The organism is Actinomadura rugatobispora (assembly GCF_042656285.1).
GTDB lineage: Bacteria > Actinomycetota > Actinomycetes > Streptosporangiales > Streptosporangiaceae > Spirillospora > Spirillospora rugatobispora.
On record NZ_JBHSON010000032.1, the window covers coordinates 19,211 to 46,200 of the forward strand.

Below are 26,990 nucleotides of genomic sequence, written 5' to 3' on the forward strand. Positions count from 1 at the left end.
ATTGATACCGGACTGTCTGAGGCGGGGGTATCCGCTCAGTGCGAAAAATGATCTTGTAAGAGCGTGTCTCATGTGGCCAACCTGGCGAGTCTCTTGTAGCAGGTAAGGGTGGCGGCGAGGACGAGGAATGCGTTGAACAGATGGCCGTGGCGTTCGTAGCGGACGGTCAGCCGCCGGTATCCGAACAGCCAGGACAGGGTGCGTTCGATCTTCCAGCGGTGGCGTCCCAGACGTTCGCTGGATTCGACGCCGGCCCTGGCGATGCGGGGCACGATCCCTCGTTCACGCAGCCAGGCCCGATACTCGGCTGAGTTGTAGGCCTTGTCGGCACGGACCTTCTCCGGCCGCCGCCGGCGCGGTCCGCGCCGTGAACGCAGCGCGGGTAAGGCCATCAGCAGCGGCTTGAGCACCTGGCTGTCGTGCACGTTGGCCGCCGAGACCGCGACCACCAGCGGCAGCCCGGCGGCATCGGTCAACACGTGCACTTTGCTGCCCTTCTTGCCCCGATCGACCGGATTCGGGCCGGTCAGCGTGCCCTCTTTTCCACGCGGACGGCGGCGGCGTCCACGATCGCCGAAGCCCAGTCCAGTTGCCCACGCGCACCCAGCTCGTCCAGCACCGCATGGTGCAGCCGGGGCCACAGCCCGGCCTTGGTCCAGGCGGTGAAGCGACGATGCGCGGTCGGCACACTCACCCCGAACTCCGCAGGCAGATGCCGCCACGCGCACCCGCTGGCCAGCACGTACACGATCGCCGTGAACACCGCACGATCATCGACTCCCACCGTCCCACCACCCTGCCGACGCGGCACGAACTTCGGGATCAACGGCTCGGCAAGCTCCCACAACTCATCAGGCACCAGCCGCCGCGCGAGATCAGAGGCCACAAGCACCGATTGTGCCGCAGGCCAGCCTCACTCCATATGAGAGACGCTCTAATACGACAACGACAGGTTGTTATGTGCAGCGTCTCTTGTAGTGGCTGACCTGGGCGCATCTGACTATGTCGCCGCCAGGTCGACCAATGGGGGGGTGTGTTCGAGGGTGTGGGTGATCGGTGCGGTAATGCGGTTGAACAGTCGGCGTATCTCGTTCAGGCTCAATGCGATCAATGAGGGCTGTGCCGTGTGGTCCGAGCCCTCTTTTTGGCGGCGTCGCGGACGATGACAAGGAAAGCGGCGGCGGCCATGGACAGGGTGATGTGCCGATACCAGGCCAGATATCCGCGGACCTGGTAGTGGTCCAGTCCGGTCTCGTTCTTAGTGGCCTGGAAGCATTCCTCGATCGGGGTGTCGGCGCCTGCGAAGCAGATGCAGTAGGCCAGGTCGGAAGGATCGCTGATGCTGCGACGGGCCAGCGCCAATGGCCCCAGCCGGTCCGCCGCAAGGGGCGGATCTCGGTCGCCGCCCAGTCCGACACTCGTGGCCCCGCGCTCCATCACCGCAGTTCAGACGTTTCCACGCCGCCTCTGGCAGGTCGGCGATGACGTGGTGGCTCCGCACCTTGGTCAAATTCATCGCCACCACCATCGCCGACTTGGGAACCGCCACAACGTGCGGAATATCGCACGCCTCCAGCCACAGCCGGAACTTGGCGTCCTGCCCATAGGCCTCATCCGCGGTCACCCACCCGAACGGAACATCGCCCAGCACCACCCGTTCGATCATCTGTTGCGCCAGGGCCGGCTTGGTCGCGAACGCCACCTCGTCGGGCACACCGGCCTCCCGGCACCGTTCACGGTCCCCGGTCCATCCCTTGGGAAGGTACGACTCGCGGTCGATCAGCGCCCGCCCCTCGGGCGAGGCACACGCCAGGAACACGCCGATCTGAGAGTTCTCGATCCGACCCGCGGTACCGGAGTATTGACGGGCAACACCCGCCGATTTCGCGCCCTTCTTCAGAAAGCCGGTCTCGTCCACGATCAGCACGCCCTGCCGCGCGTCACCCAGGAATTCGACCACCACGTCACGCACATCGTCGCGCAGACCACTGGTGTCCCACGCATAGAAGTTCAGCAGCCCTGCATACCCACCGGGCCGGGCTCGCCGGCGGCCTCCGCCAGCGTCCACCCGTTCTTGCGCTCGGTCTCGCTCAGCAGTCCGCGCACGCAGGAGGCCATGCGACGACGTGCCTCCACCCGCGGGAACCGGCCGGCGAACCGGCCCACGGACGCCTCGAACCCCGTCGACCACCCCAACGCCACATCCGCCATCACACCATGATCAACGCTGAATCAGGCGCTGATGCTACGACCTGTCGTTGTCGTACTACATACACCGTTAACTGGACAGGCCTTGAACCTCCTGAGTCCGGAGATTACAGAGCACCGGAGCGGCGCCGATCCATCGGGGTTCCTGTCCCCCGCGCCCCGACGCTAGGCCATAGTGGGGTCATGAAGTATGTGTTGCTGATCTGCGACGATGAGAAGGTGTCGCCGTCCATGGAGGAGATCGCGGCGGACCCGGCGTATCAGGCGTATGCGGCGGAGGTGGATCGGCTGGGAGGCGACCTCGGGGGCGCGCGGCTGCGTCCGGTGGCGGATGCGACGACGGTCCGCGTCCGCGACGGAGAGACGCTGGTGTCCGATGGCCCGTTCGCGGAGACGAAGGACTTCATCGGCGGTGTTGACATCGTCGAGTGTGCCGATCTGGACGAGGCGATCGCGCTCGCGGCGAAGCATCCGTACGCGAGATGGGGCTGCATCGAAGTCCGCCCCGTGTGGGAATGACCGCGCCGGAGGCGGTTCGTGCCGCTGTTGATGCGGCGTATCGGGACGAGTGGGGCCAGGTGGTCGCCACGCTGATCGGGCTGACCGGAGACTGGGACCTGGCGGAGGACTGCGCGCAGGACGCGTTCGCCGCCGCGCTGGCGACGTGGGCGCGCGATGGAGTTCCAGCTCGGCCGGGTGCGTGGCTCACGACGACGGCACGTCACCGGGCGATTGATCGGCTGCGGCGTGACTCGATAGGGGCGGCGAAAGTGCGGCAGGTCGCTGTGCTGGAGCGTGATCCGATTGTGCCGTCGGCGGAGGAAATTCCTGACGAGCGGTTGCGGCTGATCTTCACGTGCTGCCATCCGGCGCTGCCGTTCCCTGCCCGGGTCGCCCTGACGTTGCGCACGTTGGCGGGGTTGACCACGGGTGAGATCGCCAAGGCGTTCCTGACCGCCGAGCCGGCGATGGCGCAACGCCTGGTACGCGCCAAGCGCAAGATCGTCGAGGCCGGGATACCGTACCGGGTTCCACCGGCGGAGCTCTTGCCGCAACGGCTGACCGCCGTACTCGCGGTGCTGTACCTGATCTTCAACGAGGGCTATGACGAGAACGACGGGCGCAGGGGCCTGGCGGCTGAGGGGATTCACCTGGCCCGCGTGCTCGTCCGCCTGATGCCGCGGGAGCCCGAGACGCGTGGCCTGTTGGCGTTGATGCTGCTGCTCGAGGCCCGCCGCGCGAGTCGCACCGACGACGGTGTGCTGGTCACGTTGGAGCACCAGGACCGATCCCGGTGGGATCGCGCGCTGATCGCCGAAGGCGTCGCGACGCTTGACGAAGCGTTGGCCATGCGGCGCTCCGGGCCCTATCAGGTGCAGGCAGCGATTGCCGCCTGTCATGCCACGGCGTCCGATGCCGCGGCTACCGACTGGCCACAGATCGCCGCCCTCTACACGGAGCTCGCGCGGTTGGCGCCATCTCCCGTGGTGGATCTCAACCGCGCCGTGGCGATCGCGATGGCCGACGGCATCTCCGCCGGACTCGCTCTCGTCGACGAGCTCGCCGAGTCCGGAAAGCTCGATGGTTACTACCTGCTTCCCGCGACACGAGCCGACCTCCTGCGCCGGGCCGGCCGCCTCGCCGAGGCCGCCACGTCGTACGAAGAGGCGCTGAAGCTGGCGCCGACCGATGCCGAACGCCGCTATCTGAAGGATCGCGTTTCCGGGCTCTGACCAGCATAAGGACCATCGCGGCCCAGTTTTTCGAAGTTTCTTCTCGTTCGGTGTCGATCCCGGGCGGCCTCCTTCGTCGGTGGGGCAAAGATCCCAGCGAAGAGAGGCGAGAACGATGCCGAACACCGAGTACCTGACCGCCACCATGACCGTCGACCGGACGCCGGAAGAGGTCTTCGAGGCCATCACCAATGTCCGCGGATGGTGGAACCAGAATCTCATCGGTCACTCCACCGCCCCGGGCGATGAGTTCGTCTTCACCGACGACACCGCGTACGCCGGCGAGACGGCCCAGGAAGCCAAGCAGGGCATCCGCTTCGCCCGGTTCCAGGTCAGCGAGGTCGTACCCGGCCAGCGGGTGGTCTGGCACGTCGTGGACTCCTACCTCAGCTTCATCGACGACCATGACGAGTGGACCGGCACCAAGGTCGTCTTCGATATCGCCGCCGATGGGCAGGGCACGACGCTGCACTTCACGCACGAAGGTCTCACCGCGGAGGAGTCCGCCTGCTTCGAGGCGTGCTCGCGCGGGTGGACCTACTACATCACCCAGAGCCTGCCGCAGCTGATCAACACCGGCGCCGGCCAGCCCTTCGCGAGGTACGACTACTGAGCCGCCGCGAGCTGAAGGAGCACCGAACCCATGTCTGTCACCGAAACCCCCGCGGCTCTGCCGGTCCTCAAGCGGGTACGCCCACGTCAGGGGCTCGTGCTGGTACTGGTGTGCGCCGCCCAGGCAATGGTCGGCCTCGACGTCGCCATCGTGAACGTGGCCCTGCCCTCAATGCAGCGAGACCTCGGCGTCGGCCAAGGCAGCTTGCAGTGGGTCGTCGTCGCGTACGGCCTCCTGCTCGGCGGATTCCTCCTCGCCGGTGGCCGGACGGCCGACCTGCTGGGACGGCGCCGCGTCCTGCTCGCCGGCCTCGGCTTGTTCACTGTCGCATCACTGCTGGCGGGCGTGGCGCAGAACGCCGGCCTGCTGATCACGGCGCGCGGGCTCCAGGGACTGGGGGGCGCGCTCATCACCCCGGCGGCCTTGTCGCTGCTGGCCGTCACCTTCCGCGAAGGGCCGCAGCGCAATCGGGCTCTCGGCATCTTCGGAGCCGTTGGCGGAGTGGCCGGAACGGCCGGCGTTGTCGCGAGCGGGCTCATGGCCGATGGTCCGGGCTGGCGGTGGTCGTTCTTCATCAACGTTCCCGCGGGCCTTGTGCTCATCGCACTCGCCGCCGCCTGCCTCGCGGCCGATAAGCCCGGTGACCGCTCCGAGCGACCCGACGTCGCGGCAGCCGGCACGGTGACCGGCGGACTGCTGGCATTCGTCTACGCACTCCACCATGGCTCCACCCACGGCTGGACCTCCGCCATGACCCTGGTGTGGTTCCTCGCGGCCGGCGCGCTGATGACCGTGTTCGTGTGGATCGAGACGCGTTCACCAGCCCCGCTCGTGCCGGCCAGCGCGCTGCGGAACCGTACACTCGCCGCGGCCAACCTCACCGCCCTGTTCGCGTTCGGCGCGTTCTTCTCGTTCATCTTCCTCGCATCGCTGCTGATGCAGCAGGAACTCGGCTACTCGCCAACGAAGACGGGGCTGGCATGGCTGGCCACGACGCTGACGGTCTTCGTCGCGCCGTTCGCCGCGGGCGGCATCGCAGCCGCTGTGGGCGTACGGCGCCTGCTGGTAGCCGGTTTGCTGCTCTTGGCCGGTGGAATGGTGTGGCTTGTGCGGGTCCCCGCCGACGCCGGCTATCTCACCGACCTGCTTCCGGCGTTCCTGCTCGCCGGACTCGGCTTCGGGCTCTGCGTGCCCTCTCTGCACATCGGCGCGCTGTCCGGCGTCACCGAGTCGGAATCGGGACTCGCCTCGGGTTTGATCGAGACGGTGAGCGAGATCGGCGGTGCGGCAGGCGTCGCCGCGGTATCAACGGTCCTCGTGGCGGGAACCGGCCTCGACGGCTTCCAAACCGCATTCGCCGCCATCGGTATCCTCGCCGGCCTCGCAGCCATCACCGCGGCAACCGGGTTCCGGCGCGATGCCTAACTCGAACCGAGTCGAAGATGTTCTTCAACATGCTCGCCGTGTTCGAAGCCGATCTGCTGAAGATCAGCACCCGCGAGGGCATGGCCATCGCCCGCTCCCGCGGCGGCCGTCCACCCGCCTTCGACCCGGTTGACCACCGCAGCCGCCACGCTGCGGAGTACGGCATCAACCGCCTCAAACGCCACCGCGCGGTCGCGGCCCGGTTCGACAAGCTCGCGGTCCGTTACCAGGCCACCATCCACATCGCCGCCATCAATGAACGGCTGTGATCCCTTCTGGAACAGGCCCTAGCTTGATCTTTAACCCGTCCGGCGTGGTGCCTGCGGGCCGTCCTGGGCCGGGCCGGGAGGGTTTGGGTGCACCGGCCGGACAGGACAGTTGCGGGCGCAGGCGCCGAAACCCGCGGCGGACCCGGGCAGGGGTCAGGCGCTGTGGTGGTGCCGGGCGTTCCCAGGGGCGGCGCAGGTCGGCGGCCAGGGGACGGCCAGGCGCAGCTGGGTGTAGGCGGCCGGCACGATCCAGGTCCACCGGTCGGCCGCCTGCGGGGTGCGGACCTTCGGGCAGATCCATCCAAGTGGTCTGTTTGAGCAGGCGGAAGGTGTGCTCGATGTCGAAACGGCGCAAGAACGCCTGCCAGAGACGATCGACGTCGGCCGGTGTGGCGCCGGTGCCCGACCACCACAGCCACACCGGCTTGGGGATCGCGCCGCTGGGCAGGTGCTCGATGTCCAGCCGGACGACCGTGCCTTTGATGTTCCCCCAGTTCTACGGTCACGTGCGCGAGGAGACGGTGGCCTGGAGCTGGTGGTGTTGTTCGAACTCTTGTGGCGTCTTCCATTCGAGGGCGGAGTGGCAGCGGGTGCGGTGGTAGAAGCCTTCGATGTATTCGAAGATCGCGTTGGCGAGTTCGAGGCGGATATTCCAGCCCGACGGTTGAGCAGTTCGGTCTGCATCAGGAAGCAAAGAGAAAGTGACCATGATCCAGCCGACCGGCAACCGGGACCCGGACGAGACGCACGAGGCCGTACAACGCGGCCGCGCCCGGCAGTACACCCTGTGCGCCATCGCCCTGCAGCACGACCGGCTCAGCGTTGGGGCCGAAGGCGTCTTCGACCAGGCCCTCACCAACGGCCTCGCAGCGGTAGTCGCGCATACCTGGCCCAGCAAGGAGGCCGACCGCAAGGGCCGGGTGCTATCGGCCGACTCGCTCCTGACGGTCATCGAGAACCACGGCACGGCCGCCGAGGATGGCGTGATGTGGGTGCCACACGATCCGGAGGGCCCGCTCTACGACGAGCCGTTCTACGAGGAGCCGCATGAGGCAACCGAGGACCAGGTCCAACCCTTCGATGACGAACCCGGCGAGTGGTGGCTGAAGCAGAGTTGGGACGGGCCGATCTTCGCCGCCCACCACCATCGGCTGCCGACTTCACCACGGTGAAAGTCACCACGCTCCGCGCCGCGATCGTGGCCACCCAGGCGATCCGACACGCGCGCGACGCCGGCACCGAGGACGAGGAGCACCAAGTGCTCACCGAGGATCATCTAGGCCCTGTTCGTAGTTCGGATCACCACAATCGGGTTACGTGCTCTGCGCAGGGTGGTGGCGGGCGGTAGCACGGTCGCATGACGCGTGGTGATCTGACCGATGCCGAGTGGGAGCTGGTCGAGCCGCATCTGCCGCTGGGGGGTGTCCGGGCCGATCCCTGACCTGCGCAGCTACTTCAACGCGGTGATGTGGAGGTTTCGGACCGGTAGCCCCTGGCGGGACGTTCCGGAGGACTACGGGGGCTGGTCAACGATCTACGACCGGTTCCGGTTGTGGGCGCGCGCCGGGGTCTTCCAGGCGCTGATGGAGGCGATGATCGCTGAGGCGGCGGCCCGCGGGGATGTCGATCTCGGCCTGGTCGGTGTGGACTCCACCGTCGCCCGCGCGCACCACCACGCCGCCGGGATGGCGGTCGACCCCGAGCTGCCGGCGGACCTGGAGAAGGCCGTGGCGGAGGAAAAGGGGCTGCGGCACAGGAACAGAACGACCCCATAGAGCACGGGCCACAGGACGGGCCGGACCCCCGAGCGAGAACAGCGCCGCGCGGTTCGCCGACGCCGCCGGGCCCGTCTGAAAGCGGCTGCACTGGGCCGGTCCCGGGGCGGGCTGACCAGCAAGGTCCACCTGGCCGCCGACCGGCGCTGCCGGCCGCTGTCGATCATCCTGACTCCCGGGCAGGCCGCCGACAACCCCCGCTTCATCCCCGTCATGGACAAGATCAAGATGCTGCCGGCCCCGCACCCGGCCCGGCGCAGCCGCCGGCGACAAGGCCTACTCCTCCCGCGCCAACCGCGCCTACCTGCGCAGACGCGGTATCAAGGCGGTGATCCCACAGAAGGCGGATCAGGCCGCCAACCGCAAGAAGAGGGGGCGCCGTGGCGGCCGCCCTGTCCAGCACGACGCCACGCTCTACACCGACCGCAACACCGTCGAACGCTGCATGTGCGCCACGAGGCGCCTTGCTGTATCCCCGGTTCAACCGGGAGGAATTGGAGGGAGATTCCTGGGCCTGATGGCTCACCTGGATCCAAAAGGTGATGGGGACCAGAGCATGCCAGACAATCAGTGACCGGGCTCAGTTGCCAGGGACGGTGCGCTGAGGGGCCCGCGTGATATGGCGAAAGCTTGATTGCCTGAACCCCAATCTCCAGTCGATGAAAGTTCGCATCCATCGGAAAGGCCACTGAAACCGATGCCATGTCCTGTGACGGCTTTGATGCATGGTCGACACACCCTCGATGACATGGGCGATGTCCAGTGAGGACATTGAAGGAGATGAGTGGGGCGCCTACGTCACGCTAGGACGTACAGCAAGGACGAACGTGGGATCGCCTACGGGGTGCGAACCCTAAGGCGACGGAGTGCCCGTAGTAGTCGCAGGAGTAACGACCTGCCAAGGAGAGCGGGAAAACCGCTCGCAGGGCGAAGGGGCACAGGTGACCGGGTGCGAACGAGACCGGAAGGTATGCGAAATGCAGAACGCCGACACGGTATTAGGCATCCTTCGTGAGCGCGGCAGACGAGAACTGCCGTGCAACGAACTGTATCGACAAATGTTCAACCCGCAGTTGTACTTGGTGGCTTACGGACGCATCTACTCCAACAAAGGGGCGATGACGCCGGGAGCCACGCAAGAAACCGTGGACGGCATGTCGCTGGACAAGATCGGCCGCATCATCGATGCGATGCGTCACGAGCGCTACCGATTCAGTCCCGTCAAGCGGGTCAGCATTCCCAAAAAGAACGGGAAGTCTCGACCTCTCGGACTGCCGACGTGGACAGACAAACTGGTCGGTGAAGTGATGCGTCTTCTTCTGGAGGCGTACTACGAACCGCAGTTCTCCGACCGCTCCCACGGGTTCCGGCCTCGAAAGGTTGCCACACCGCTTTGACGGAGGTGTGCAACACCTGGACGGGGACGACCTGGTTCATCGAAGGCGATATCTCTGACTGCTTCGGATCGATCGACCATCAAGTCGTCATCGACACGTTGGCAGAGAAAATTCACGATGGCCGGTTTCTGCGGCTGGTGCGCAACATGCTTGAGGCCGGGTACATGGAGGACTGGACCTGGGGCGCCACGCTCAGTGGGGCACCCCAGGGCGGCGTGCTCTCTCCGCTTCTGTCCAACATCTACCTGCATCGGCTGGACAGTTTCGTCGAGAAGGTTCTGATTCCGCAGTACACCCGGGGGCGGAGCAGGGTGCGGAACCCTGCCTACCTGGAGGTGGTCAACGCGATCGCGCGTGCCCGCAGGCGCGGCGACCGGGCCGAAGTCCGGTCACTTCGCAAGCGGCAGCGCAGTATCCCGAGCGTGGATCCAAACGATCCAGGCTTCCGAAGGCTGCGCTACGTGCGGTACGCGGACGACACCCTTCTCGGGTTCATCGGGCCGAAATCCGAGGCCGAGGAGATCAAACGGCTTCTCGCGTTATTCCTTCGTGAAGACCTCAGGTTGGAATTCTCGCCGGAGAAGACTCTGATCACCCACGCTCGTAAGGGTGCGGCATCGTTCCTCGGATACGAGATCATCGTGCAGCACAATGACAGGCAGGCAACTCGTGGTCGCAGAACCGCAAACGGGTCGATTGCTCTACGTGTGCCAGCAAAGGTGATCCGGGAGAAGGCAGCCCTATATTTCAGTCGCGGAAAACCCGCGCACCGGTCCCAACTTCTCAACGAGGACGACTACACCATCGTCAACGTCTACGGGGCCGAATACCGGGGCATCGTCCAGTACTACCTACTGGCCGGCAACGTATGCCGACTACATCGGCTGCGTTGGGCCATGGAGACCTCGTTGCTCAAGACATTGGCAGCGAAGCACCGCTCCACAGTGTCGAAGATGGCGGCCCGCTACAAAGCCAAAGTCGAGACACCATACGGGCCTCGCACGTGCTTCGAAGCCAGCGTCCTCCGCGGCGGAGGCGGGAAGCCACTGGTCGCGCGATTCGGCGGAATCTCACTCACGCGACAGAAGGCGGCGGTCCTCATGGACCGTCAAGTGGCCAATCCTCACCCCCGAAAAGAGCTGATTGCCCGGCTCTTGCAGGGTAAATGCGAGCTATGCGGGACATCGGAAGACGTGCGAGTGCACCACATCCGAAAACTCGCTGACCTCGACAGGGAAGGGTCATCTGCTGAGTGGCGTGCGGTCATGGCGAAAAAGCGGCGCAAGACTCTGGTGGTCTGCACTGCCTGCCACGACACGATCCACTCAGGAAAGCCAACCTGAAGCGACACGAAATAGGTTACTGGAGAGCCCGTTACGGGGAAACTCGTACGGCGGGTTCGGAGGGGGCCGTGCGGAAAAGGACCTGCCCAGAACAGGTACCTCGCCGCGCGGCCTACCCAACCAACCAGACCAAGGAGTGGCGCGGCCTGGCCTTCCGCTTCGACAAGACCCCGGAAAGCCATCTGGCCGGTCTCCATCTTCGCGGAACCATCTTGTGGATCCGGAGCCTGCCCGCCCACATGAAGATCCGAACTCCATACAGGCCCTTCGAGGAGGCCATGCCCTGCAGGCCCAGCACGTAGTCCGACGTTGGTTGTCACCTCCTCTCCATCGACGGGGCGGTCAGGAACGGCACGATCTCCAGGTGCGGCCGGTTGCCAGATCCGCGGACGCGCGCAGGTTCTACTCACCGGGAAAGGTGAGGCCGGGCTCATCCGCCAGGCAGAACAGGTTGAGCGCCTGGACGCCCCGGTCGAGCTGCTGGTCCATGTCGGACCAGTCCAGTCGGGGCGCCATATGGCGAAGGGTGTAGATCAGGCCGGCCATTCCGTTGAACAGCCCGCTGCCGATGCACAACTCGGTAGCGCTGGCGCGGCAGAGCGCCGGAACGGCGTTGGCGAGCCGGTCGTCCGCCGCGTGACGCAGGAACCGGTCGCCCACGATCGCCACTCCGGCGCTGCCGGTCGCCAGGTACGGAAGGACGTGACCGCCGTTGCGCAGCTGCAGCGTCCCGTCGGACATCTCCTTGGAGTGGCCCGGCCGCCGACGCTTCGGTCAGCGGCCGAGTTTGGATGCGGTCGGGGCTTCGGTGATGCCGAGCTCCTCGAGCTCCTTCGTGATGCGGTCGCGCAGGACGAACTTCTGGATCTTGGTCCCGGACATCGGCCATTCCGTAACGAACCGCACGTAACGGGGAATCTTGTAGGACGCGATCGAGCCGCGGCAGAACCGCACGATCTCGGTCTCGGTCAGACTCGCGCCCGGCACCGGTTGGATGAAGGCGGCGGGCACCTCCTGGTAGCGCGCGTCCGGCGCACCGACGACCTGCGCGATGCCCACCGCAGGATGGCTGACGAGGTAGTCCTCGATCTCGACCGCCGCGACATTCTCGCCGCCGACCTTGAGCATGTCCTTGATGCGGCCCCCGTAGACGAGGTTGCCGCCGTCGACGAGCATCGCGCGATCACCGGTGTGGAACCAGCCCTCCGCGTCGATCGCGGCGGCGGTCTGCTCCGGATCCTTGTAGTACCCGTCGAACATCGAGTAGCCGCGGAAGCACAGTTCGCCCATCGCGCCCTCGGGAAGATCTCGGTGTGACTCCGGGTCGACGATCTTGATCTCCATGCCGCCGACCGGCCGTCCCAGCGTCCGCATGCGGATCTCGTAAGGATCGTCGGGCAAGGTGAGCGTCAGGTTGGTGGCGCACTCGGTGGAGCCGTAGGACGAGACCTGACGTGCCTGCGGCATCCTCGCCTCGAACTGGGCGAGCCGTTCGGGGGTGGCGATGTTCTGGATCAGGCGGACCGCGCTCAGGTCGGTCGACGGGAAGTCCGGGTGATCGAGGACCGCCAGCCAGATCGTCTCGAAGGCCGGGTAGAGCACGGTGCACCGCTCGGTCTGGATGCTCTTCAGGGTTTCGGCTGGCGTGAAGAACCCGGGGTGACAGTACTTCGCCCCGGTGGAGAAGCAACCGAGCATGGGGACGATCCCACCGCAGTGGAACATCGGCAGGGGATCCCAGAGGGCGTCGTCCGGTGTCAGCATGAACCGTGTTCTGGCCACGGCCTCGGCCTGCCTGACCACGGCCTCATGGCTGAGGAGGCAGCCCTTCGGCCGCGCCGTCGTGCCAGAGGTGTACATGAGCAGTGCCGCATCGCGCACCCGCACCCGCTGCTGGAGAAGCTTGACCTCTTCGCGGGTCACCGAGGCCGCCGCCGCGTCGAATTCCGGACGGCCGAGCGAGCCGGGCATGGACCCTTGAAGATCCACGACGACTCGTAGCGCGGGTACTTCCGGCAGCGTCAGCCGGCCGGGTTCGCCGTCGGCAAGGCCGGGGAGGACCTCGCTCACCAGGGCGGTGTAGTCCACGCCATCCGGGTCGGAGGAGACGACCAGCAGCGCCAGGTCCGCGTGGCTGATCACGTGTGCCAGCTCGTGCACCTTGAAACGGCCGTTGATCGGGACGGCGACCGCGCCCAGTTTCGCGGCGCCGACGAGGGCCGCGACGTAGTCCGGGGAGTTCGGCATGAGGATGCCGACCTTGTCGCCGTACCTGATGCCGAGGGCGTGCAGGCCGGCGGCGAAGCGGTCGGTCTCGGCGGCCAGCTCCGGGTACGTGAGGCGGTCTTCCCGGATGACGAGGGCGTCCCCGTCCGTCCGCTCTGCCTGCTCGTCCACAAGATCGCCGAGTGTTGTCACGCGGATGGCCATGGGCGTGCCGCCTCTCTCAAACGATTGGTAGATTCCTCCGCACCACCCTGCCGGAGGCCCGCTGGACGCGCGGTTCTGGTGACCGGACCGGTTACCAGTCGTCCTGCCGGCCGGCCGCCGACACCGTCTCGTCCCAGAACGACTGGAGCCCCGGGGGAAGCGCGCCGATCTGCACGGTCGCGCGCAACCTCGCGGCGGCCTCCGGCACGCCCACGTTCCACCGCAGGAGAGCGCTGTCCATGCCCCACGCCGCTTGCTGCTGGAGAACGTGCTCCGCCTGTTCTCCCACGTCGGGCGGCGAGCCTTCTTCGAGGGGAGGGGCGAGAAGCGGCCGGGACAGCCGCGCCGCCGCGGGCCCCCAGCGCTGGTCGACGGCCGCCCACCACGATGCGAGCCGGCCGGCGTCGACGTCCTCAGGGGGCAGATACGACAGCGCGAACTCGGCGGCGACATCGCCCGCACCCTCTCCGGACAACCAGATCGGGACCAGGGGCTGCACCGGCGCCGGGGTGACACGCACCTGCTGCCAGTTCGCGTCGCCGTTCTCCGGCAGGTCGGCCGGAACCCGCCATCGGGCGCCCCGATGACGGAACGGACGTGCGGCCAGCGCCTTGTCCAGCACTTCGAGTGTCTCGGAAAGCTCGTCGCGGTCTCCGGACGACCGCAGCACGACGGTCAGCCGTCCTCCGAGTACTTGGTCGGCCACGCCGATTCGTTCCGCGAGGTGAACGGGATGCATGCCCACGGGGACGACGGCGACCAGCCGCGCCCAGCGGACGGTGTCGGCCAGAGACGACACCGTCAGCAGGGCGTCCGCCTCCTCGCTGCTTTCGATCACCACCATGTCCAGCCCGACGTCGTCGGCGATCGCGGCCGCGCGGGTGCGTTCGTCCGGGTCCGCCTCCGTGGGCAGAACGACTCCGATCCTCATCGACCTCAGCTCCTTGGGTGTGCCCCTGTCATGCCTTCCGCAGTTCAGGGATCACCGTGTTCGCCAGCTCGTTCATGACCCGCCGGTAGGCGGGCCGCGGGAAGTCACCGCGCACCTGCATGAGAAAGGTGTCGACACCTGCGGCGCGCAGTGCGAGGAGGCTCTCGGTCACCTGCTCCGGGTCCCCCACCACGGCGGCTCGCCGGGTTCGGCGCGACTGCCTGTCCAGCAGGTCGGGCCTTGTGAAGCCGGGACTGCCCTGGAGACGGAACCAGGCTCCGGCGTACTCGCGGTAGTGGGTCACCAGCCGGTCGAGCACACGGTCCCTGCTCTCCTGTGTGCCGTCACTCGTCACCCATACGTCGACCAGCATCCCTGTCCGGCCGGGAGTGAGGCCGGCCGCGGCCGCCTCCTGCGATGCGAGGGTCCGGCGCAGGTCGATCTCATCAGGGGTGAGCGAGTTCGGAAGCAGCAGGCCGGCACCGTGCCGTCCGGCGCGTCTGATCGCCGCCTCCGCCAGGCCTCCGACGTAGACGGGTGGAGGGCCGGACCAGGTACCGGCATGGTCTTTGAGAAGAGTGGTGAGCGCCGCCTCCATGCGGCGGCCGCGTTCGGAGCGGCGAACGCCCACCCCGTCGAACTCCTCGTCGCGGTAGCCGAGCCCGACCCCGAGGTCGAGCCGGTCGCCGTAGGCGGCCACCAGCGTACCGACGTCGCGGCTGACCACCGACACGTCATGTTGCGGCAGGAGCAGCATCGCCGTTCCCACCCGGAGCGACGAGGTCGCGGCGAGCGCCGACGCGACCGCGATGAGAGGCTGCGGACACCAGCCGTCGTACCAGAAGTGGTGTTCGGCCACCCAGAGGGTGTCGTACCCGAGTTCCTCGGCCAGCCGCGCGTCGTCGCGCAGGTCCGCGTACAACCGTGGCCACGGTGACGGGGCGTAGACCGTCGAACGCATGGACCACAGGCCGAGGCCCACGCGCACATCCCGCCGGCGCTCAGCCACGTGCCGGCCCTCGCAGCTGGCGCAGGAGGGCGACCCGGTTGCTGACGCCGGTCAGCGCGACGAGCCGACCGTCCTCGACCGTCGCGAAGGCCGCGAGGTGTCCCTCGACGACCTGGTCATCGGTCTGCGAACCGGGCAGGCCGCCGAGATAGCGACCGCGGACGGTCGCGTGGAACGCGGCCCGATCACCGCTGGTCACCATGTGGTCGATCCGGCTGTCGTGCAGTCGCATCCGTGGTTGCTCGGCCGACCACGGGCCGGGATCGATCCGGATGGCCGTGTCCGGGCTCTCGGGCGGCCAGGCCCGCAGGCCCTCGATCCAGGCGGTGACGGTCTCGGCGGTCGCCGGTCGGGGATCGATCACCGCGGCCGACCAGGGGTCCACGGCGATGGGGGGCACGGCTTGCCCCTCGCCGGCGACCTGACGGCGGCGGGAGTAATGGTCCTGCTCGACCCAGCACTCGGTCAGCCTCCGCCCGTCGAACCGGTAGATGCTGACGCCGAGCCATGAGGCCGTGCGTCGCGGGTCACCGGCTTCGGCTCCGTGCTCGCTGAAGAGCAGCGCGGTCCACTCGCCGTCCGTCACCAGGTCGTGCAGGGCGAAGCCCAGGTTGGGGAATCGGTCCATCTGATGCCGTACCGCGGGCACGTAGTTCTCGTCCCGGCCCCGGACGACGTCCCTGCCCATGTGCAGGACGTAGTCCTCGCTCATGAGTCGCCGGCAGACATCGAAGTCATGGCTGTTCACGAATCCAAACACATAGCGGCGCATCGCACCCAGGGCGTCCACGGTGTTCCTTTCGTCATGAGAGGAGACGGACCCGGCGCTCGGGCGCTGGGCGGCGGGCGGCCACCGATGGCCTCCTAGCCGAAGTTGATCATCTTGGTCTCGAGATAGGCCGCGATTCCCTCGGGACCGCCTTCACGCCCGATCCCCGACTGCTTGAAGCCGCCGAAGGGCTGGGTGACGCACATGCCCGCGTTGTTGACGAAGATCTGACCGGCCCGTACCTCCCGGACCACGCGCTCGGCGATGTCGGGATCGTTCGTGTAGACCGCGCCGGCCAGTCCGTACTGCGAGTCGTTGGCGATCCGGATCGCGTCGTCGAGCCCGTCGTAGGGGATGAGGGAGATCACCGGGCCGAAGATCTCCTCCTGAGCGATGCGCATCTCGTTGCGCACCCCGGTGAACAGGGTCGGCTCGACGTACCAGCCCTTGTCGAGCCCTGCCGGGCGGCCGCCGCCGCTCGCGACGCGCGCCCCTTCCCGCCTGCCGATGGCGATGTAGCCCTCCACGCGCTCGCGCTGGCGCTCGGCGGCGAGCGGACCGAGAGCGGTCGCGGGATCGAAGGGATCCCCCACCACGACCGAGCCGAGCGCGGCCGCCATGGCGTCGGCCCACTCCGCTTCCCGCGCCCTCGGCACCAGCACGCGTGTGATCGCGGCGCACACCTGGCCTGTGTGCCCGATCCCGGCGGGGACGAGCGAGGGGAGCACCTCGGACAGGTCGGCGTCCTCGGCGACCAGCCCGGCGGACTTGCCACCCAGTTCCAGGGTGAACCGGGCGATCCGCTGGCCGCACAGAGAGGCGATCCGCCGGCCCGCGGCGGTGCTGCCGGTAAAGGCGATCTTGTCCACGTCCGGATGCCGGACCAGGTGCTCGCCGATCTCCCGGCCGCCGGGCAGGATGCCGATGACCCCCTCGGGGACGCCGGCCGCCTCAAGGCACTCCGCGAACAGGTAGTTGGTCAACGGGCCCTCGGGCGCCGGCTTGAGGACCACGGTGCACCCGGCGGCCAAGGCCGGCCCGACCTTGAAGGCCGCGGCGGCCACCGGACCGTTCCACGGGATGATCGCACCGACGACGCCGACCGGCTCGCGGACGATCCGCATCTTCGCACCGCCGTCCAAGCGCTCCTCGGTGAACCGCATGCTCTCGTGCAGCGTCGCGAACTGGCGCAGCATGGCCGTGGCCAGGCCGTGGAATGTCTCGCCGACGGCGACCGGGGCTCCGACCTCGGCCGCGAAGACCCGGGCGAACTCGGGAATCCTCTTCTCGACCTCGTCGGCGATGCGCGCGAGCAGGGCCCCGCGCTCGGCCGGGGTGGTGTTCCGCCACGGCCCTTCGAACGCCCGGCGCGCCATCGCCACCGCCGCGTCGACATCGGCGGTGGTCGGCTCGGGAACCTGAGCGATCACTTCTTCTGTGCTGGGGGAAATGACATCGATACGGCCGGTGCCCTGGGGAGCGACCCACTCGCCCCCCATGTAGAACCGATCGAAACCACGGATGGCCGGTGCCGTTGGCGTGGACGTCACGACATCACTCCTTGTGCAGCTCAGAGCCAAGTAGGAGGCGGTGGTGGAGGCGCCCTCTGGGCTGGAAGGGCTCCTTCCGGAAAGTTAGGGCACGCCCTCATCGACCGGTTGGATCCGCGCGCACGAGCTCTTGCGCACCCGGGAACTCGGCCCCGGCCTCGCATCGGTCCGGGGCCTGCGGGAGCGCGGCATGCCGGACATCACTGGGCGTCAGGCCGAACTCCACGCGGAACAGACGGGAGAGATGGGCGGGATCGGAGAAACCCCAGCACGCCCCGATCGCGGCGATGGTGCGGTCACGGTTGCCGGGATCGGTCAGGTCCCGCCGGACCTGACGAAGCCGCTGGCCGCGGATATAGCCCGAGACGCTGGTTCCAGTGCCCTCGAAGAGCCGGTGCAGGTAGCGGACCGATATGCCGTACACCGCCGCGATCGTGGCGGGCCGGAGGTCCTCGTCGCCGAGATGCCGGTTGATCCAGTTCAGAATCGACAGCCGCAGCGCGGAACCTGATCGGGCCGGAGGCGGCGTATCGGCCAGCACCACCTCCAGGAGCTCAAGCAGCAGGTTCACACACCGCGAGGCGCTTTCCTCGGAACACTCTCCGAGGCGCACCGGCAGATCGGCCAGGTACGAGGAGAAGAGGGCACCGGCTCCGCGGTCCACCGACAGTGGATGGCGCTGCAAGGAGTCCAGCACGTCGTCGCCCATCGGCAGGCGGCTCCGCGGAATCAGCACCGCGTCCGCGACGAAGTCGGAGAGCTGGGCGACCCGGTAAGGCGCTCCGGTGTGGTACACGGTGACCATGCGCGGCGCGAGGAACGACCTCCGGTCCTGTTGCTCGAGACTCGACCGGCCGCTTCGCTGGACGAGGATCTTGAACAGATCGGCGGGATCGGAGCGGCATCCCGTCGGAGTCCGGCGCACCAGCTGCTCCACCGACGCGACACGCATCACCGTGACCTCGTCGACTTCGCACGCCTCGACGGCGGCGCGGAAGGACTCCGGCCGGTTCACCTCTGCCTGCAGCGGTACGGCGGCTTTCCCGATGAGCTCGCGATACTGGTCGACATCCGCGGTGACAGTACTGACCTTCAACATGTGCCGACCCTCCTCGCACCCGGCCAACCTCGGCCCGGCGGATCGCCACGTCACGCTGGCATCGCATGGCGGTACCCGGACACTAGCAGACAAATGTCTGGCGCCCAACCATACGTCTGGTAGTTTCCTTGCGTCGGGAGAGAAGACCGCTTCTGAGGAGGCCTGGATGACCAACGGCAAGCTGGCGGGCAGGGTGGCCCTCGTGACCGGCGCCGCCCGCGGACAGGGGCGCAGCCACGCGGTGCGCTTCGCCCGCGAGGGAGCGGACGTGATCCTCGTGGACGTGTGCGCACCGGTCACCGACCTCGGCTACCCGCCGGCGAGCCCGGACGATCTCGACGAGACCGCCGGCGCCGCGGAGAAGGCGGGTGCCCGCGTCGTCACGGCCGTCGCCGACGTGCGTGATCTGGACGCGCTCCAGCAGGCGGTCGAGCGGGGCGCCGCCGAGCTGGGACGGTTGGACGTCGTCGTCGCCAACGCGGGGATCAGCGCGTGGGGACGGCTCTGGGAGATCACACCCGACCAGTGGCGCGCGGTACTGGACACCAACCTCACCGGGACCTGGCACACCCTGAAGGCGGCCGCGCCGTTGATGATCAAGGCGGGCAACGGAGGATCGATCATCACGATCAGCTCGATGGCGGCGCTCAAGCCGCTGCCCGCGCAGGCCCACTACGGCGCCTCCAAGCACGGTGTGGTCGGCCTGACCAGGGCCGCCGCCCTGGAACTGGGCGAGTACGGCATCCGTGCGAACTCAGTCCATCCCTGGACCGTGGAGACCGACATGGCCACCGATACGGCGCTGGGCGAACTGCTGAGAAACAACGAGAGCTACCTGAAGTCCTTCGGCCAGGTGCTCACCGAGCCGCCGATGGCCGCGCCTTCGGACATCACCGACGCGGTGCTGTGGCTTGCTTCGGACGATTCCCGCACGGTCACCGGTATCGCATTGCCGGTCGCGCTGGGAGCGACGCTCGTCTGAACGTCGCTCCACCCACCACGCCCGGCCGTCCGCATCGGGACTCCCGCGGTCACCGGTCCGCGATCGCGTCGTCACCGCGGCGTTCGATCACGAGTCCAAGGCCGCGGTCGTTACGGGCGACGGTGCCCTGGCGTCAGTGCCGGCGGACGGATCGGGTCAGGACGCCCCGGCGGTGAGCCTGCGCTCGGCGGCGAGCCGATCCGTGATGGCCCGCACCTCGCTCACCACCCCGTCGCGGACCGTGAGCAGGCCGGACACGTACAGGCTGGCGGGGCGGTCCAGCAGGCGGTCGCACTCGTCGAGCCCGCCTGCGTACGACCCTTGAACCACGACGTGGAAGGCAACGCGCTCGCCCGCGGTGAACAGACTGAGAACCCGCGTGCGGGGCGCGTTCAGCATCACGCGCTGCGGGGCGGCGTCGTGTTCGTCGTCCAGGCTCCCTACCGGGGCGTCGAGCACGCCTCCGCCGGTGAGCCACCGCCTGGCGATCGTCTCGGCATCGGTGTCCGGCGCCGCGGGTCGTCCCGTCCACGGGTCCAGCCCTGCCGGGCGGACGGGATAGGCCTCCCCACGACGTTGCTGTGTGCGCCGGCCGTGGTAGTCCTGCTCGACACGGCACTCCCGCAGGCGCTTTCCGTCCCACCGGTAAAGACTGACTCCCTGCCACGACGCGTAGCCTCCGTGCAGCGCGGACCACCCGTGCTCGGTGAAGTGGAGCGCTGCGCGGTCCTCGCCGAGTACGAGTTCGTGCACGGTGAATCCGAGGCCGGGGTACTGGCGGTACTGCCTCTGCGTCGCGGGGATGTACTGGTCGTCCCGGCCCCGAATCTCGAATTCGCCCATGCGCAGCAGGTAGTCGTCGACCATGATCTCCTTGCACACCGAGAAGTCGTGCGCGGCGGTGTACGCGAAGGCATACCGGCGCAGCAGCGCGGCTAGCGGGTGCAGACCGTCGACTGATTTCATGACCGGCAACGCTATCGCGCCCAACCAATCGTTGGGTAGCCTCTGTGCACGGGATCACGGAGCCGGCGTTAGCCCTGCGCACCTCTACGGCGGGGTGCGGCCCGCATCGCATGGGGGCGACCGCGGGCTCTCTGTCGTGAACCGCCGTCAGGTCGGCGCGCGGCGAACTCATGCGCTTCGCCTCCCGCCGAGCACCCGGCCAGGCCGCAGATCGGCGGGAAAGCGCTCCACCCTGCGGCCCGCTCGCGCGACGCACGTGGCCACTCCGCCACAGCCCGTCCTGAGGCACGGCTCGACCTTGAGCGGCAGGCGCAGGGCATGCCGCCCCCTGAGCCGGTAGACGTCATGCCTCGTCCAGGGCCCGATCGCGTTCGCGACGTGAGGGGGGCGGTTGTATATACATGGACATCAATGTAATTTACGGCGCATCAACATGACGGAGGGTTCAAGGTGCGTGAAGCAGTACTCGTCGACGCTGTGCGTACACCGTTCGGCCGCGGCCGGCCGGGGGGAATCTTGTCCGGTTGGCATCCGGTCGACCTGCTCGCCACGACCCTTGCCGCGGTCGTCGACCGGCAGGGCATCGATCCGGCGACCGTGGACGACGTCATCGTGGGATGCGTGTCGCAGGTGGGCGAGCAGTCGTTCAACATCGCCAGGGGCGGTGTGCTGGGCGCGGGGTTCCCCGTGTCGGTGCCCGCGACCACGGTCGATCGACAGTGCGGATCGTCGCAGCAGGCACTGCACTTCGCGGCCCAGGGCGTGATCGCCGGAGCCTACGACGTGGTCATCGCCGCTGGTGTGGAGTCGATGTCGCGGGTGCCGATGTTCTCCTCGCGCGGCGACGCCGACCCCAACGGGACCATGGTGGCCGCCCGCTTCGGCGACAGCCTCGTCCAGCAGGGGGTGTCGGCGGAACTGATCGCGCAACGCTGGGGACTGAGCCGGGGCGCTCTGGACGCGTTCGCCGAACGCTCTCACCGGCTGGCGGCCAAGGCCGGACCGTCCGGTGAGGTCCTGCCCGTCGAGATGGACCGCGGGGACGGTCGTCACGGCGAGTTCACCACCCTCGACGAGGGTGTCCGGCCGGAGACCACCGCCGAGGGCATCTCCCGTCTGCGTCCGGCGTTCCGGACCGACGAACTCGCCCGGCGCTTCCCCGAACTCGACTGGAAGATCACGGCGGCCACCTCATCGCAGATCTCCGACGGCGCGGCCGCGCTGCTGGTCATGGAGCGGGCGACGGCGGAGCGGCTCGGAGTCCCGGTTCGAGCGATCGTCCGCGCGTTCTCGGTCGTCGGGGACGACCCGACCCTGATGCTCACCGGAGTGATCCCGGCGACCAGGAAGGTCCTCGCCTCCGCCGGTCTCACCATCGACGACATCGACGTGTTCGAGGTGAACGAGGCTTTCGCGCCTGTCGTCCTGGCCTGGCAGCAGGAGACCGGGGCCGACCTGGAGCGCGTCAACGTCCACGGCGGCGCGATCGCCAACGGCCATCCTCTCGGCGCCTCCGGGGCCAAGCTGATGTCCTCCTTGCTCGCGGCTCTGGACGAGCGCGGCGGGCGGTGGGGGTTGCAGACGATCTGCGAGGGCGGCGGCATGGCGAACGCGACCATCGTGGAGCGCGTCGCGTGAGCCGGGACCTGTTCGACGTCGCGGGGCTGCACGTCCTGGTGACCGGCGCCACCCAGGGAATCGGGCGGATGATCGCCGAGGGGTTCGCCGGGAGGGGCGCCGCCGTGACGGTGACCAGCCGCACGGAGAGCGACTGCACGGCCCTGGCCGAAGCGCTCGGTGAAGGAGCCGAGGCGGTCGCGGTCGATCTCTCCGCCGACGACGGGGCCGACGCCCTCGCCGCCCGGATCGCCGAACGCCCGCTCGACGTCCTCGTGAACAACGCGGGTGTCACCTGGGGCGCCCCGCTCGAGGAGTATCCGGATCACGCCTGGGACCGGGTGATCGGCCTGAACCTGAAGGCCCCCTTCAAGCTCACGGTCGCGTGCCTGCCCGCGTTGCGCCGCGCCGTGCGGCGGCGCGGCCGGGCGAGCGTGATCAACATCGGTTCCGTCGACGGACTGCTCGTACCGCGCTGGGAGTCCTACGCCTACTCCAGCTCCAAGGCGGCGATGCACCACCTGACCCGGCATCTGGCGAAGCGGCTGGCCCCGGAACAGATCACCGTCAACGCCGTGGCGCCCGGTGTGTTCCCCAGCAGGATGACCGGCCGCGCCTTCACCGACGGTGAGAGCGCCGAAATCGTCGGCGCGACCCCGCTCGGAAGGCTCGGCGAGGCCGACGACATCGCCGGGGCGGCACTGTATCTCGCCTCACCCGCCGCGGGCTGGGTCACGGGGGTCGTGCTGCCCGTCGACGGAGGATGGGGGACCCTGCGATGAGCGCGGATCTGCGCGAACCGCTCAGCCCGGAGCACCTGCACTACCGTGACTCGGCGCGACGGTTCGTCGCCGCCCACATCGTCCCCCACCGCGAGCGCTGGGAGGAGCAGCACCGCCCGGACCGGTCGCTCTTCGAGAAGGCCGGGACGCTCGGCGTGTTCGGGTTCGGAGCGCCGGAGGAGTTCGGAGGCGCCGGTTTCACGGACTTCAGGTTCAACGCCATCTTCTCGGAGTGCCTCGCCGAGCAGGACGCCCTGGCCGCCGGGCTCTGCCTGAGCATGCAGGCGGACATCGCCATGCCCTACCTCGTCCACTCCACATCCGACGAGCAGCGGGCTCGGTGGCTGCCCGGCGCGATCGCCGGAACCTCGATCGTCGCGATCGCCATGACGGAACCGGGTGGCGGATCCGACGTCGGCGCGGTGCAGACCAGCGCCGTGCGGGACGGCGACGACTACGTCGTCAACGGTTCCAAGACCTTCATCACCAACGCCGGCAACGCCGACCTGATCGTCACCGCGGTGCGGACGGGCCCGGGGAAGCACCTCAGCCTGCTCGCCGTCCCGGGATCGGCGCCCGGCCTCACCAAGGGCGGCCCGCTGCCGAAGGTGGGCCAGTCCGGGGCCGACACCTGCGAGATCTTCTTCGAGGACGTGCGCGTCCCGGTCGCCGACCGCCTCGGAGAGGAGGGCGGGGGCCTGCGGATCATCAAGCGGCATCTGACCCAGGAGCGTCTGATCGTCGCCGTCCACGGCCTGGCGCAGGCCGAGCGCGCGTTCCAGCTGGCGCTCGAGCACGCCCGCGAGCGGCGCGCGTTCGGCAGGTCGATCGGCGCGTTCCAGCACAACAAGTTCGTCCTCGCCGAGATCAAGACCGAGCTCGACATCGCGCGCGCCTACCTGGAACGCCTGATCCCGCAGCACACCTCGGGCCGGCTCGACCACATCGACGCGGCGCAGGCCAAGTGGTGGATGACGGAGCTGTGCAAGCGCGTCGTCGACCGCGCCGTCCAGCTCTTCGGGGGCTACGGCTACATGCGGGAGTACCCGGTCGCGCGGGCCTGGGTCGACAGCCGGGTGCAGACCATCTACGCCGGCACGACCGAGATCCTCAAGGACATGATCGGCACCTCGCTCGGGCTCAGGGAGGACCCCCGTGGCTGACTTGATCAAGATTCGGCGGCACGACGGCATCGTCGTCGCCGTCGTCGACGATCCCGACCGGCCGGTCAATGTCGTCGGCGAGGAACTACTGGAGAGTTTCGCCGAATGCCTTCGCACCTTCGAGGCCGACCGGCGCGCGGTGGGCATGGTGATCGCGTCGGGGAAGCCCGGGAGCTTCGGCACCGGCGCCGACATCGACTGGCTGCCGCAGCTCGCGCGGCGCCCTGACGTGGAGGCGTTCCTGGCCCGCAACCACGCGGCCATGACGGCGATGGCGCGGTCGGGCAAGCCGATCGTCGCCGCCCTGAACGGCCCCGCCCTCGGCGGAGCCTTCGAACTGGCGCTCGGCGCGACCGCCATCGTCGCGCACCCCGGCGTCAGAGTCGGCCTGCCGGAGACCGGCCTCGGGCTCATCCCCGGGGGAGGCGGAACCCAGCTGCTGCGACGCTTCGTCTCCACGGCGGAGGCCGAGCGGATGCTCGTCGGCGGGCGCGTCCTGCGCGCCGAGCAGGCGCTCGAGATCGGGCTGCTGGCCGCGCTCAGTACGTCCGAGGACGATCTGATCGACCGCGCCACCGATCTCGCGCGCTCTCTCGCAGGCGCCGCCCCAAGGCCGGTGGAAGGCGACAGGACGCCGCTCCCCGCCGACCGGGCCGCCGGTCACCTCGGCGAGGCCCGGCGCGGGGCGCGTGCCGCGCTGGTGGCCGGCATTGACGGCGGCCTGGAGGCGGGGCTCCAGGAGGAGCGCCGCGTCTTCATCGAACTCCTCTCCGGGCCCGAATTCCGAGCGGCGCGACATCTCCGGTCGGCCGAACGCGCCATCCGCTCGGCGGCGAAACAGGGTTCCGCGAGCCCGCCGGTGGCCGCTCTGGGCGTCGTCGGCGCCGGGCAGATGGGAGCGGGAATCGCGGCGGTCGCCTCGGCACGCGGCCTGGGCGTCGTGCTCCGCGACGTCGACGAGAGCCGTCTGCGGGCCGCCGCCGAACGGCGCGACCGGCTCACCGGCGGCCCGAACGGCAGTCCCGGGACGTTCACCGTCACGACCGCCTGGGACGGCTTCGATTCCGCCGACGCCGTGATCGAGGCCGTGTTCGAACTCGAATCGCTGAAGCACGAGATCCTCGCCGGAATCGAGCAGGCCGTCACCCCGCGGGCGCTGGTGGCCACCAACACCTCCGCCCTGAGCGTGACCGGACTCGCCCAGGCGGCCCGGGAACCGCACCGATTCCTGGGGATGCACTTCTTCAGCCCGGTCGAGCGGATGCCGCTCGTCGAACTCGTGGCGCACCCCGGAACCTCCGCCGACACGCTCGCCCGCGCCCGCGCACTCGCCGGCGTCCTCGGCAAGACGCCGATCGTGGTCACCGACAGTCCAGGGTTCTACACCTCCCGCGTTTACGCTCGCTGGCTGGTGGAGGGCGTCCGGCTCGTCCTGGAGGGCATGCCGGTCGAGGCCGTGGACGCCGCGGCCGTGGAGGCCGGGTTCCCGGTCGGCCCGCTGCGCGCCATCGACCAGGCCGGCCTGCGCCTCGTTCTCCAGGCCAGCATCGGGCAGGTGGCACGCAAGCTGTTCGCCGACCGTCTCGACGTCGAAGCGATCGAGGTGTTCCTGCGGCGAATGGTCGAGGACGGTGCCGGAGGGCGCGCGGAACGGAAGGGCTTCTATGCCTACGATGCCGACGGCCGCCGCGGTGCCCCCGGTGCCTTCGGTGCCCCCGGTGTCCCACCTGAGCCGCCGGACGGCGCCGCCGAGCGGATGCTGTTCGCCTTCCTCACCGAGGCATGGCTGTGCTGGGACGACCAGATCATCGAGCATCCCGACGAAGGCGACGTCGGGGCGGTCCTCGGCATCGGGTTCCCGCGCCTGCTCGGCGGCCCCTTCCACTGGGCCGACTCACGAGGCGCCGGCGTCGTCCTCGACGCCATGCGCGGACTCGATCCACGCGCCTTCCCCCCGGGCGGGCAACTACCCGAGCTCGAGCGCCGCGGCGGGACGTTCTCCGAGCTGCCACGCCATCGAACGGGACTCTGAGCGCTCCCGGAATCTCTGGAGGGCGTCGATCTCGTCATCTGAGCGGGACACCCGCTGACGAGCACCGTTTCGCGCGGCCGCGGTCGTCGCTCGCCTCAGCCTCCGGGGCGGCGGCGGTCCGCGACCGCCGACCGACGGAGCATGCGGAGGTCGTTGACCTGCTCGGCCGGGAACAGGTCACGGCTGAACACGGTGGAATTGAGACGGGCGGTGGCGGTCAGGACGGCACGGGACCCCTCGTCGGTGAGCAGGATCAGCCACGACCGGCCATCGTCCGGATTGCGTTCGCGTGTGACGAACCCCTGCTGTTCGAGACGTGTGACCACGGCGCTCGCGGTGGTCTGGTGCACCTCGAGTTGCGTGCAGATCGTCGAGATCGAGAGACGCCCGGAGCGGGCGAAGTAGAGCAGCACGAGAATCTCGTACCGCGCGAAGGTCAGGTCGAGATCCCTGATCTGCTCGTCGATCAGTGCGAGGACCATGCGATGCGCGCGGATGAGCGAGGTGACCGCCGACATTCCCGGCGCGGCGTCGGCCCATCCGTGCGCGACCCATTGCTCGTACGCGTCGGCGACCGGATCCCGGGCATCGCCGGCACCGTCCGCGGGCTCCGCATCCGACCCCATCACCGACCCCGCCACCCGAGAGACGACCACCAAGATACATTGACGTCAATGCATTATGCCACACGCTCCGCCTGACGACCTCGCGCACGATCGCGGTGGCGGCTCGGTCGCCGGGGCTCGACCAGGGCCGTGCCAGGCGACTCCGCCGGGACGGCGCGAAGCCGGGCTCTCAACCGATCATCCGCACCCCCGCCTTCTCGCGAGCACCGCCGTCTCCCGCAGGTCGTCGGGGGCCGCCAGGGGATGGCCGAACCCGGCCGGCAAGGCGTCC

23 protein-coding genes and 4 pseudogenes are annotated in these 26,990 nt (G+C 68.6%); 15 read left to right on the forward strand and 12 right to left on the reverse strand.

From position 1 onward, the window contains the following. Positions 1–68: 68 nt before the first annotated feature. Both ACFPZN_RS22740 and ACFPZN_RS22745 read right to left on the reverse strand, forming a co-directional pair. Positions 69–886, reverse strand: a protein-coding gene (locus ACFPZN_RS22740) for an IS5 family transposase (RefSeq protein ID WP_378284110.1) whose coding sequence is annotated in 2 segments (ribosomal slippage) — positions 69–536 and positions 539–886 — 816 coding nt in all. Because the reading frame shifts where the segments join, the coding sequence is not laid out codon by codon here. A gap of 221 nt (positions 887–1,107) precedes the next feature. Next, a pseudogene (locus ACFPZN_RS22745) lies at positions 1,108–2,211 on the reverse strand (IS701 family transposase). A gap of 180 nt (positions 2,212–2,391) precedes the next feature. Here ACFPZN_RS22745 and ACFPZN_RS22750 point away from each other — a divergent pair. The 5 genes from ACFPZN_RS22750 (at position 2,392) to ACFPZN_RS22770 (ending at position 6,248) form a co-directional block, all read left to right on the forward strand. After that, entirely contained in the window at positions 2,392–2,727 is a 336-nt protein-coding gene (locus tag ACFPZN_RS22750) for a YciI family protein (RefSeq protein ID WP_378284111.1), read from the forward strand. Continuing rightward, positions 2,724–3,941 (forward strand): RNA polymerase sigma factor, encoded by a 1,218-nt coding sequence (locus tag ACFPZN_RS22755; RefSeq protein ID WP_378284112.1) that lies wholly within the window; start codon positions 2,724–2,726, stop codon positions 3,939–3,941. The genes ACFPZN_RS22750 and ACFPZN_RS22755 overlap by 4 nt, the downstream gene beginning before the upstream one ends. A gap of 115 nt (positions 3,942–4,056) precedes the next feature. After that, on the forward strand, positions 4,057–4,554 hold the full coding sequence (locus ACFPZN_RS22760; RefSeq protein ID WP_378284113.1) for an SRPBCC family protein: 498 nt from the start codon (positions 4,057–4,059) through the stop codon (positions 4,552–4,554). 30 nt (positions 4,555–4,584) lie between these two features. Beyond that, positions 4,585–5,979: an MFS transporter gene (locus ACFPZN_RS22765; protein ID WP_378284114.1), complete on the forward strand. Its 1,395-nt coding sequence runs from the start codon at positions 4,585–4,587 to the stop codon at positions 5,977–5,979. 38 nt (positions 5,980–6,017) lie between these two features. After that, a complete protein-coding gene (locus ACFPZN_RS22770) occupies positions 6,018–6,248 on the forward strand; it encodes a hypothetical protein (protein ID WP_378284115.1) in 231 nt (76 codons plus the stop codon). A 502-nt stretch (positions 6,249–6,750) separates the two neighbouring features. On the opposite strand, the pseudogene ACFPZN_RS22775 reads toward ACFPZN_RS22770, so the two are convergent. Beyond that, positions 6,751–6,932 (reverse strand): annotated as a pseudogene (locus tag ACFPZN_RS22775) (hypothetical protein); the annotation flags it as partial. Between the two features lie 23 nt (positions 6,933–6,955). On the opposite strand from ACFPZN_RS22775, the gene ACFPZN_RS22780 reads away from it, so the two are divergent. From ACFPZN_RS22780 to ACFPZN_RS22800, 5 genes and pseudogenes are all read left to right on the forward strand, one after another. Then, a complete protein-coding gene (locus ACFPZN_RS22780) occupies positions 6,956–7,420 on the forward strand; it encodes a hypothetical protein (RefSeq protein ID WP_378284116.1) in 465 nt (154 codons plus the stop codon). 185 nt (positions 7,421–7,605) lie between these two features. Beyond that, positions 7,606–8,465, forward strand: a pseudogene (locus ACFPZN_RS22785) (transposase); the annotation flags it as partial. 535 nt (positions 8,466–9,000) lie between these two features. Then, positions 9,001–9,420 (forward strand): hypothetical protein, encoded by a 420-nt coding sequence (locus ACFPZN_RS22790; RefSeq protein ID WP_378284117.1) that lies wholly within the window; start codon positions 9,001–9,003, stop codon positions 9,418–9,420. A gap of 5 nt (positions 9,421–9,425) precedes the next feature. Beyond that, on the forward strand, positions 9,426–10,763 hold the full coding sequence (locus ACFPZN_RS22795) for a reverse transcriptase/maturase family protein (protein WP_378284118.1): 1,338 nt from the start codon (positions 9,426–9,428) through the stop codon (positions 10,761–10,763). Positions 10,764–10,885: 122 nt separating this feature from the next. Then, positions 10,886–11,065 (forward strand): annotated as a pseudogene (locus ACFPZN_RS22800) (hypothetical protein); the annotation flags it as partial. 100 nt (positions 11,066–11,165) lie between these two features. On the opposite strand, the gene ACFPZN_RS22805 reads toward ACFPZN_RS22800, so the two are convergent. The 7 genes from ACFPZN_RS22805 to ACFPZN_RS22835 form a co-directional block, all read right to left on the reverse strand. After that, a complete protein-coding gene (locus ACFPZN_RS22805) occupies positions 11,166–11,504 on the reverse strand; it encodes a glycoside hydrolase family protein (RefSeq protein ID WP_378284119.1) in 339 nt (112 codons plus the stop codon). 33 nt (positions 11,505–11,537) lie between these two features. Beyond that, positions 11,538–13,193, reverse strand: a complete 1,656-nt coding sequence (locus ACFPZN_RS22810) for an AMP-binding protein (RefSeq protein ID WP_378284120.1) — start codon at positions 13,191–13,193, stop codon at positions 11,538–11,540. A gap of 91 nt (positions 13,194–13,284) precedes the next feature. Then, positions 13,285–14,124 carry an LLM class flavin-dependent oxidoreductase gene (locus ACFPZN_RS22815; RefSeq protein WP_378284121.1) on the reverse strand — a complete coding sequence of 280 codons (840 nt, stop codon included), beginning with the start codon at positions 14,122–14,124 and terminating at the stop codon, positions 13,285–13,287. Between the two features lie 28 nt (positions 14,125–14,152). Then, positions 14,153–15,046, reverse strand: a complete 894-nt coding sequence (locus tag ACFPZN_RS22820) for an LLM class flavin-dependent oxidoreductase (RefSeq protein WP_378284122.1) — start codon at positions 15,044–15,046, stop codon at positions 14,153–14,155. A gap of 79 nt (positions 15,047–15,125) precedes the next feature. Then, the gene (locus ACFPZN_RS22825; protein ID WP_378284184.1) at positions 15,126–15,905 is read right to left on the reverse strand and encodes an ester cyclase; all 780 of its coding nucleotides are present in this window, start codon (positions 15,903–15,905) and stop codon (positions 15,126–15,128) included. Positions 15,906–15,997: 92 nt separating this feature from the next. Beyond that, positions 15,998–17,401 carry an aldehyde dehydrogenase gene (locus ACFPZN_RS22830; protein WP_378284185.1) on the reverse strand — a complete coding sequence of 468 codons (1,404 nt, stop codon included), beginning with the start codon at positions 17,399–17,401 and terminating at the stop codon, positions 15,998–16,000. Positions 17,402–17,549: 148 nt separating this feature from the next. Then, positions 17,550–18,551 carry a helix-turn-helix domain-containing protein gene (locus ACFPZN_RS22835; RefSeq protein WP_378284123.1) on the reverse strand — a complete coding sequence of 334 codons (1,002 nt, stop codon included), beginning with the start codon at positions 18,549–18,551 and terminating at the stop codon, positions 17,550–17,552. A 166-nt stretch (positions 18,552–18,717) separates the two neighbouring features. Between ACFPZN_RS22835 and ACFPZN_RS22840 the strand changes: the two genes are divergently transcribed. Next, positions 18,718–19,533 carry a mycofactocin-coupled SDR family oxidoreductase gene (locus ACFPZN_RS22840; RefSeq protein WP_378284124.1) on the forward strand — a complete coding sequence of 272 codons (816 nt, stop codon included), beginning with the start codon at positions 18,718–18,720 and terminating at the stop codon, positions 19,531–19,533. 156 nt (positions 19,534–19,689) lie between these two features. Here the strand turns inward: ACFPZN_RS22840 and ACFPZN_RS22845 are convergent, their stop codons facing one another. Further along, on the reverse strand, positions 19,690–20,499 hold the full coding sequence (locus ACFPZN_RS22845; RefSeq protein WP_378284125.1) for a nuclear transport factor 2 family protein: 810 nt from the start codon (positions 20,497–20,499) through the stop codon (positions 19,690–19,692). A gap of 450 nt (positions 20,500–20,949) precedes the next feature. Here ACFPZN_RS22845 and ACFPZN_RS22850 point away from each other — a divergent pair, with 450 nt between their 5' ends. From ACFPZN_RS22850 to ACFPZN_RS22865, 4 genes are read left to right on the forward strand one after another with little or no spacing between them, the layout of a single operon-like run. After that, positions 20,950–22,137 carry a thiolase family protein gene (locus tag ACFPZN_RS22850; RefSeq protein ID WP_378284127.1) on the forward strand — a complete coding sequence of 396 codons (1,188 nt, stop codon included), beginning with the start codon at positions 20,950–20,952 and terminating at the stop codon, positions 22,135–22,137. Then, complete coding sequence (locus ACFPZN_RS22855) at positions 22,134–22,898, forward strand: SDR family oxidoreductase (RefSeq protein WP_378284128.1); 765 nt, start codon at positions 22,134–22,136, stop codon at positions 22,896–22,898. Before ACFPZN_RS22850 ends, ACFPZN_RS22855 begins: the two co-directional genes overlap by 4 nt. Continuing rightward, positions 22,895–24,061, forward strand: coding sequence for an acyl-CoA dehydrogenase family protein (locus ACFPZN_RS22860; protein WP_378284129.1), 1,167 nt, complete (start codon positions 22,895–22,897; stop codon positions 24,059–24,061). Before ACFPZN_RS22855 ends, ACFPZN_RS22860 begins: the two co-directional genes overlap by 4 nt. Further along, entirely contained in the window at positions 24,054–26,093 is a 2,040-nt protein-coding gene (locus tag ACFPZN_RS22865) for a 3-hydroxyacyl-CoA dehydrogenase NAD-binding domain-containing protein (protein ID WP_378284130.1), read from the forward strand. The genes ACFPZN_RS22860 and ACFPZN_RS22865 overlap by 8 nt, the downstream gene beginning before the upstream one ends. A gap of 95 nt (positions 26,094–26,188) precedes the next feature. Here ACFPZN_RS22865 and ACFPZN_RS22870 read toward each other — a convergent pair whose 3' ends face one another. Next, positions 26,189–26,719, reverse strand: a complete 531-nt coding sequence (locus tag ACFPZN_RS22870) for a MarR family winged helix-turn-helix transcriptional regulator (protein ID WP_378284131.1) — start codon at positions 26,717–26,719, stop codon at positions 26,189–26,191. Positions 26,720–26,990: the final 271 nt, after the last annotated feature.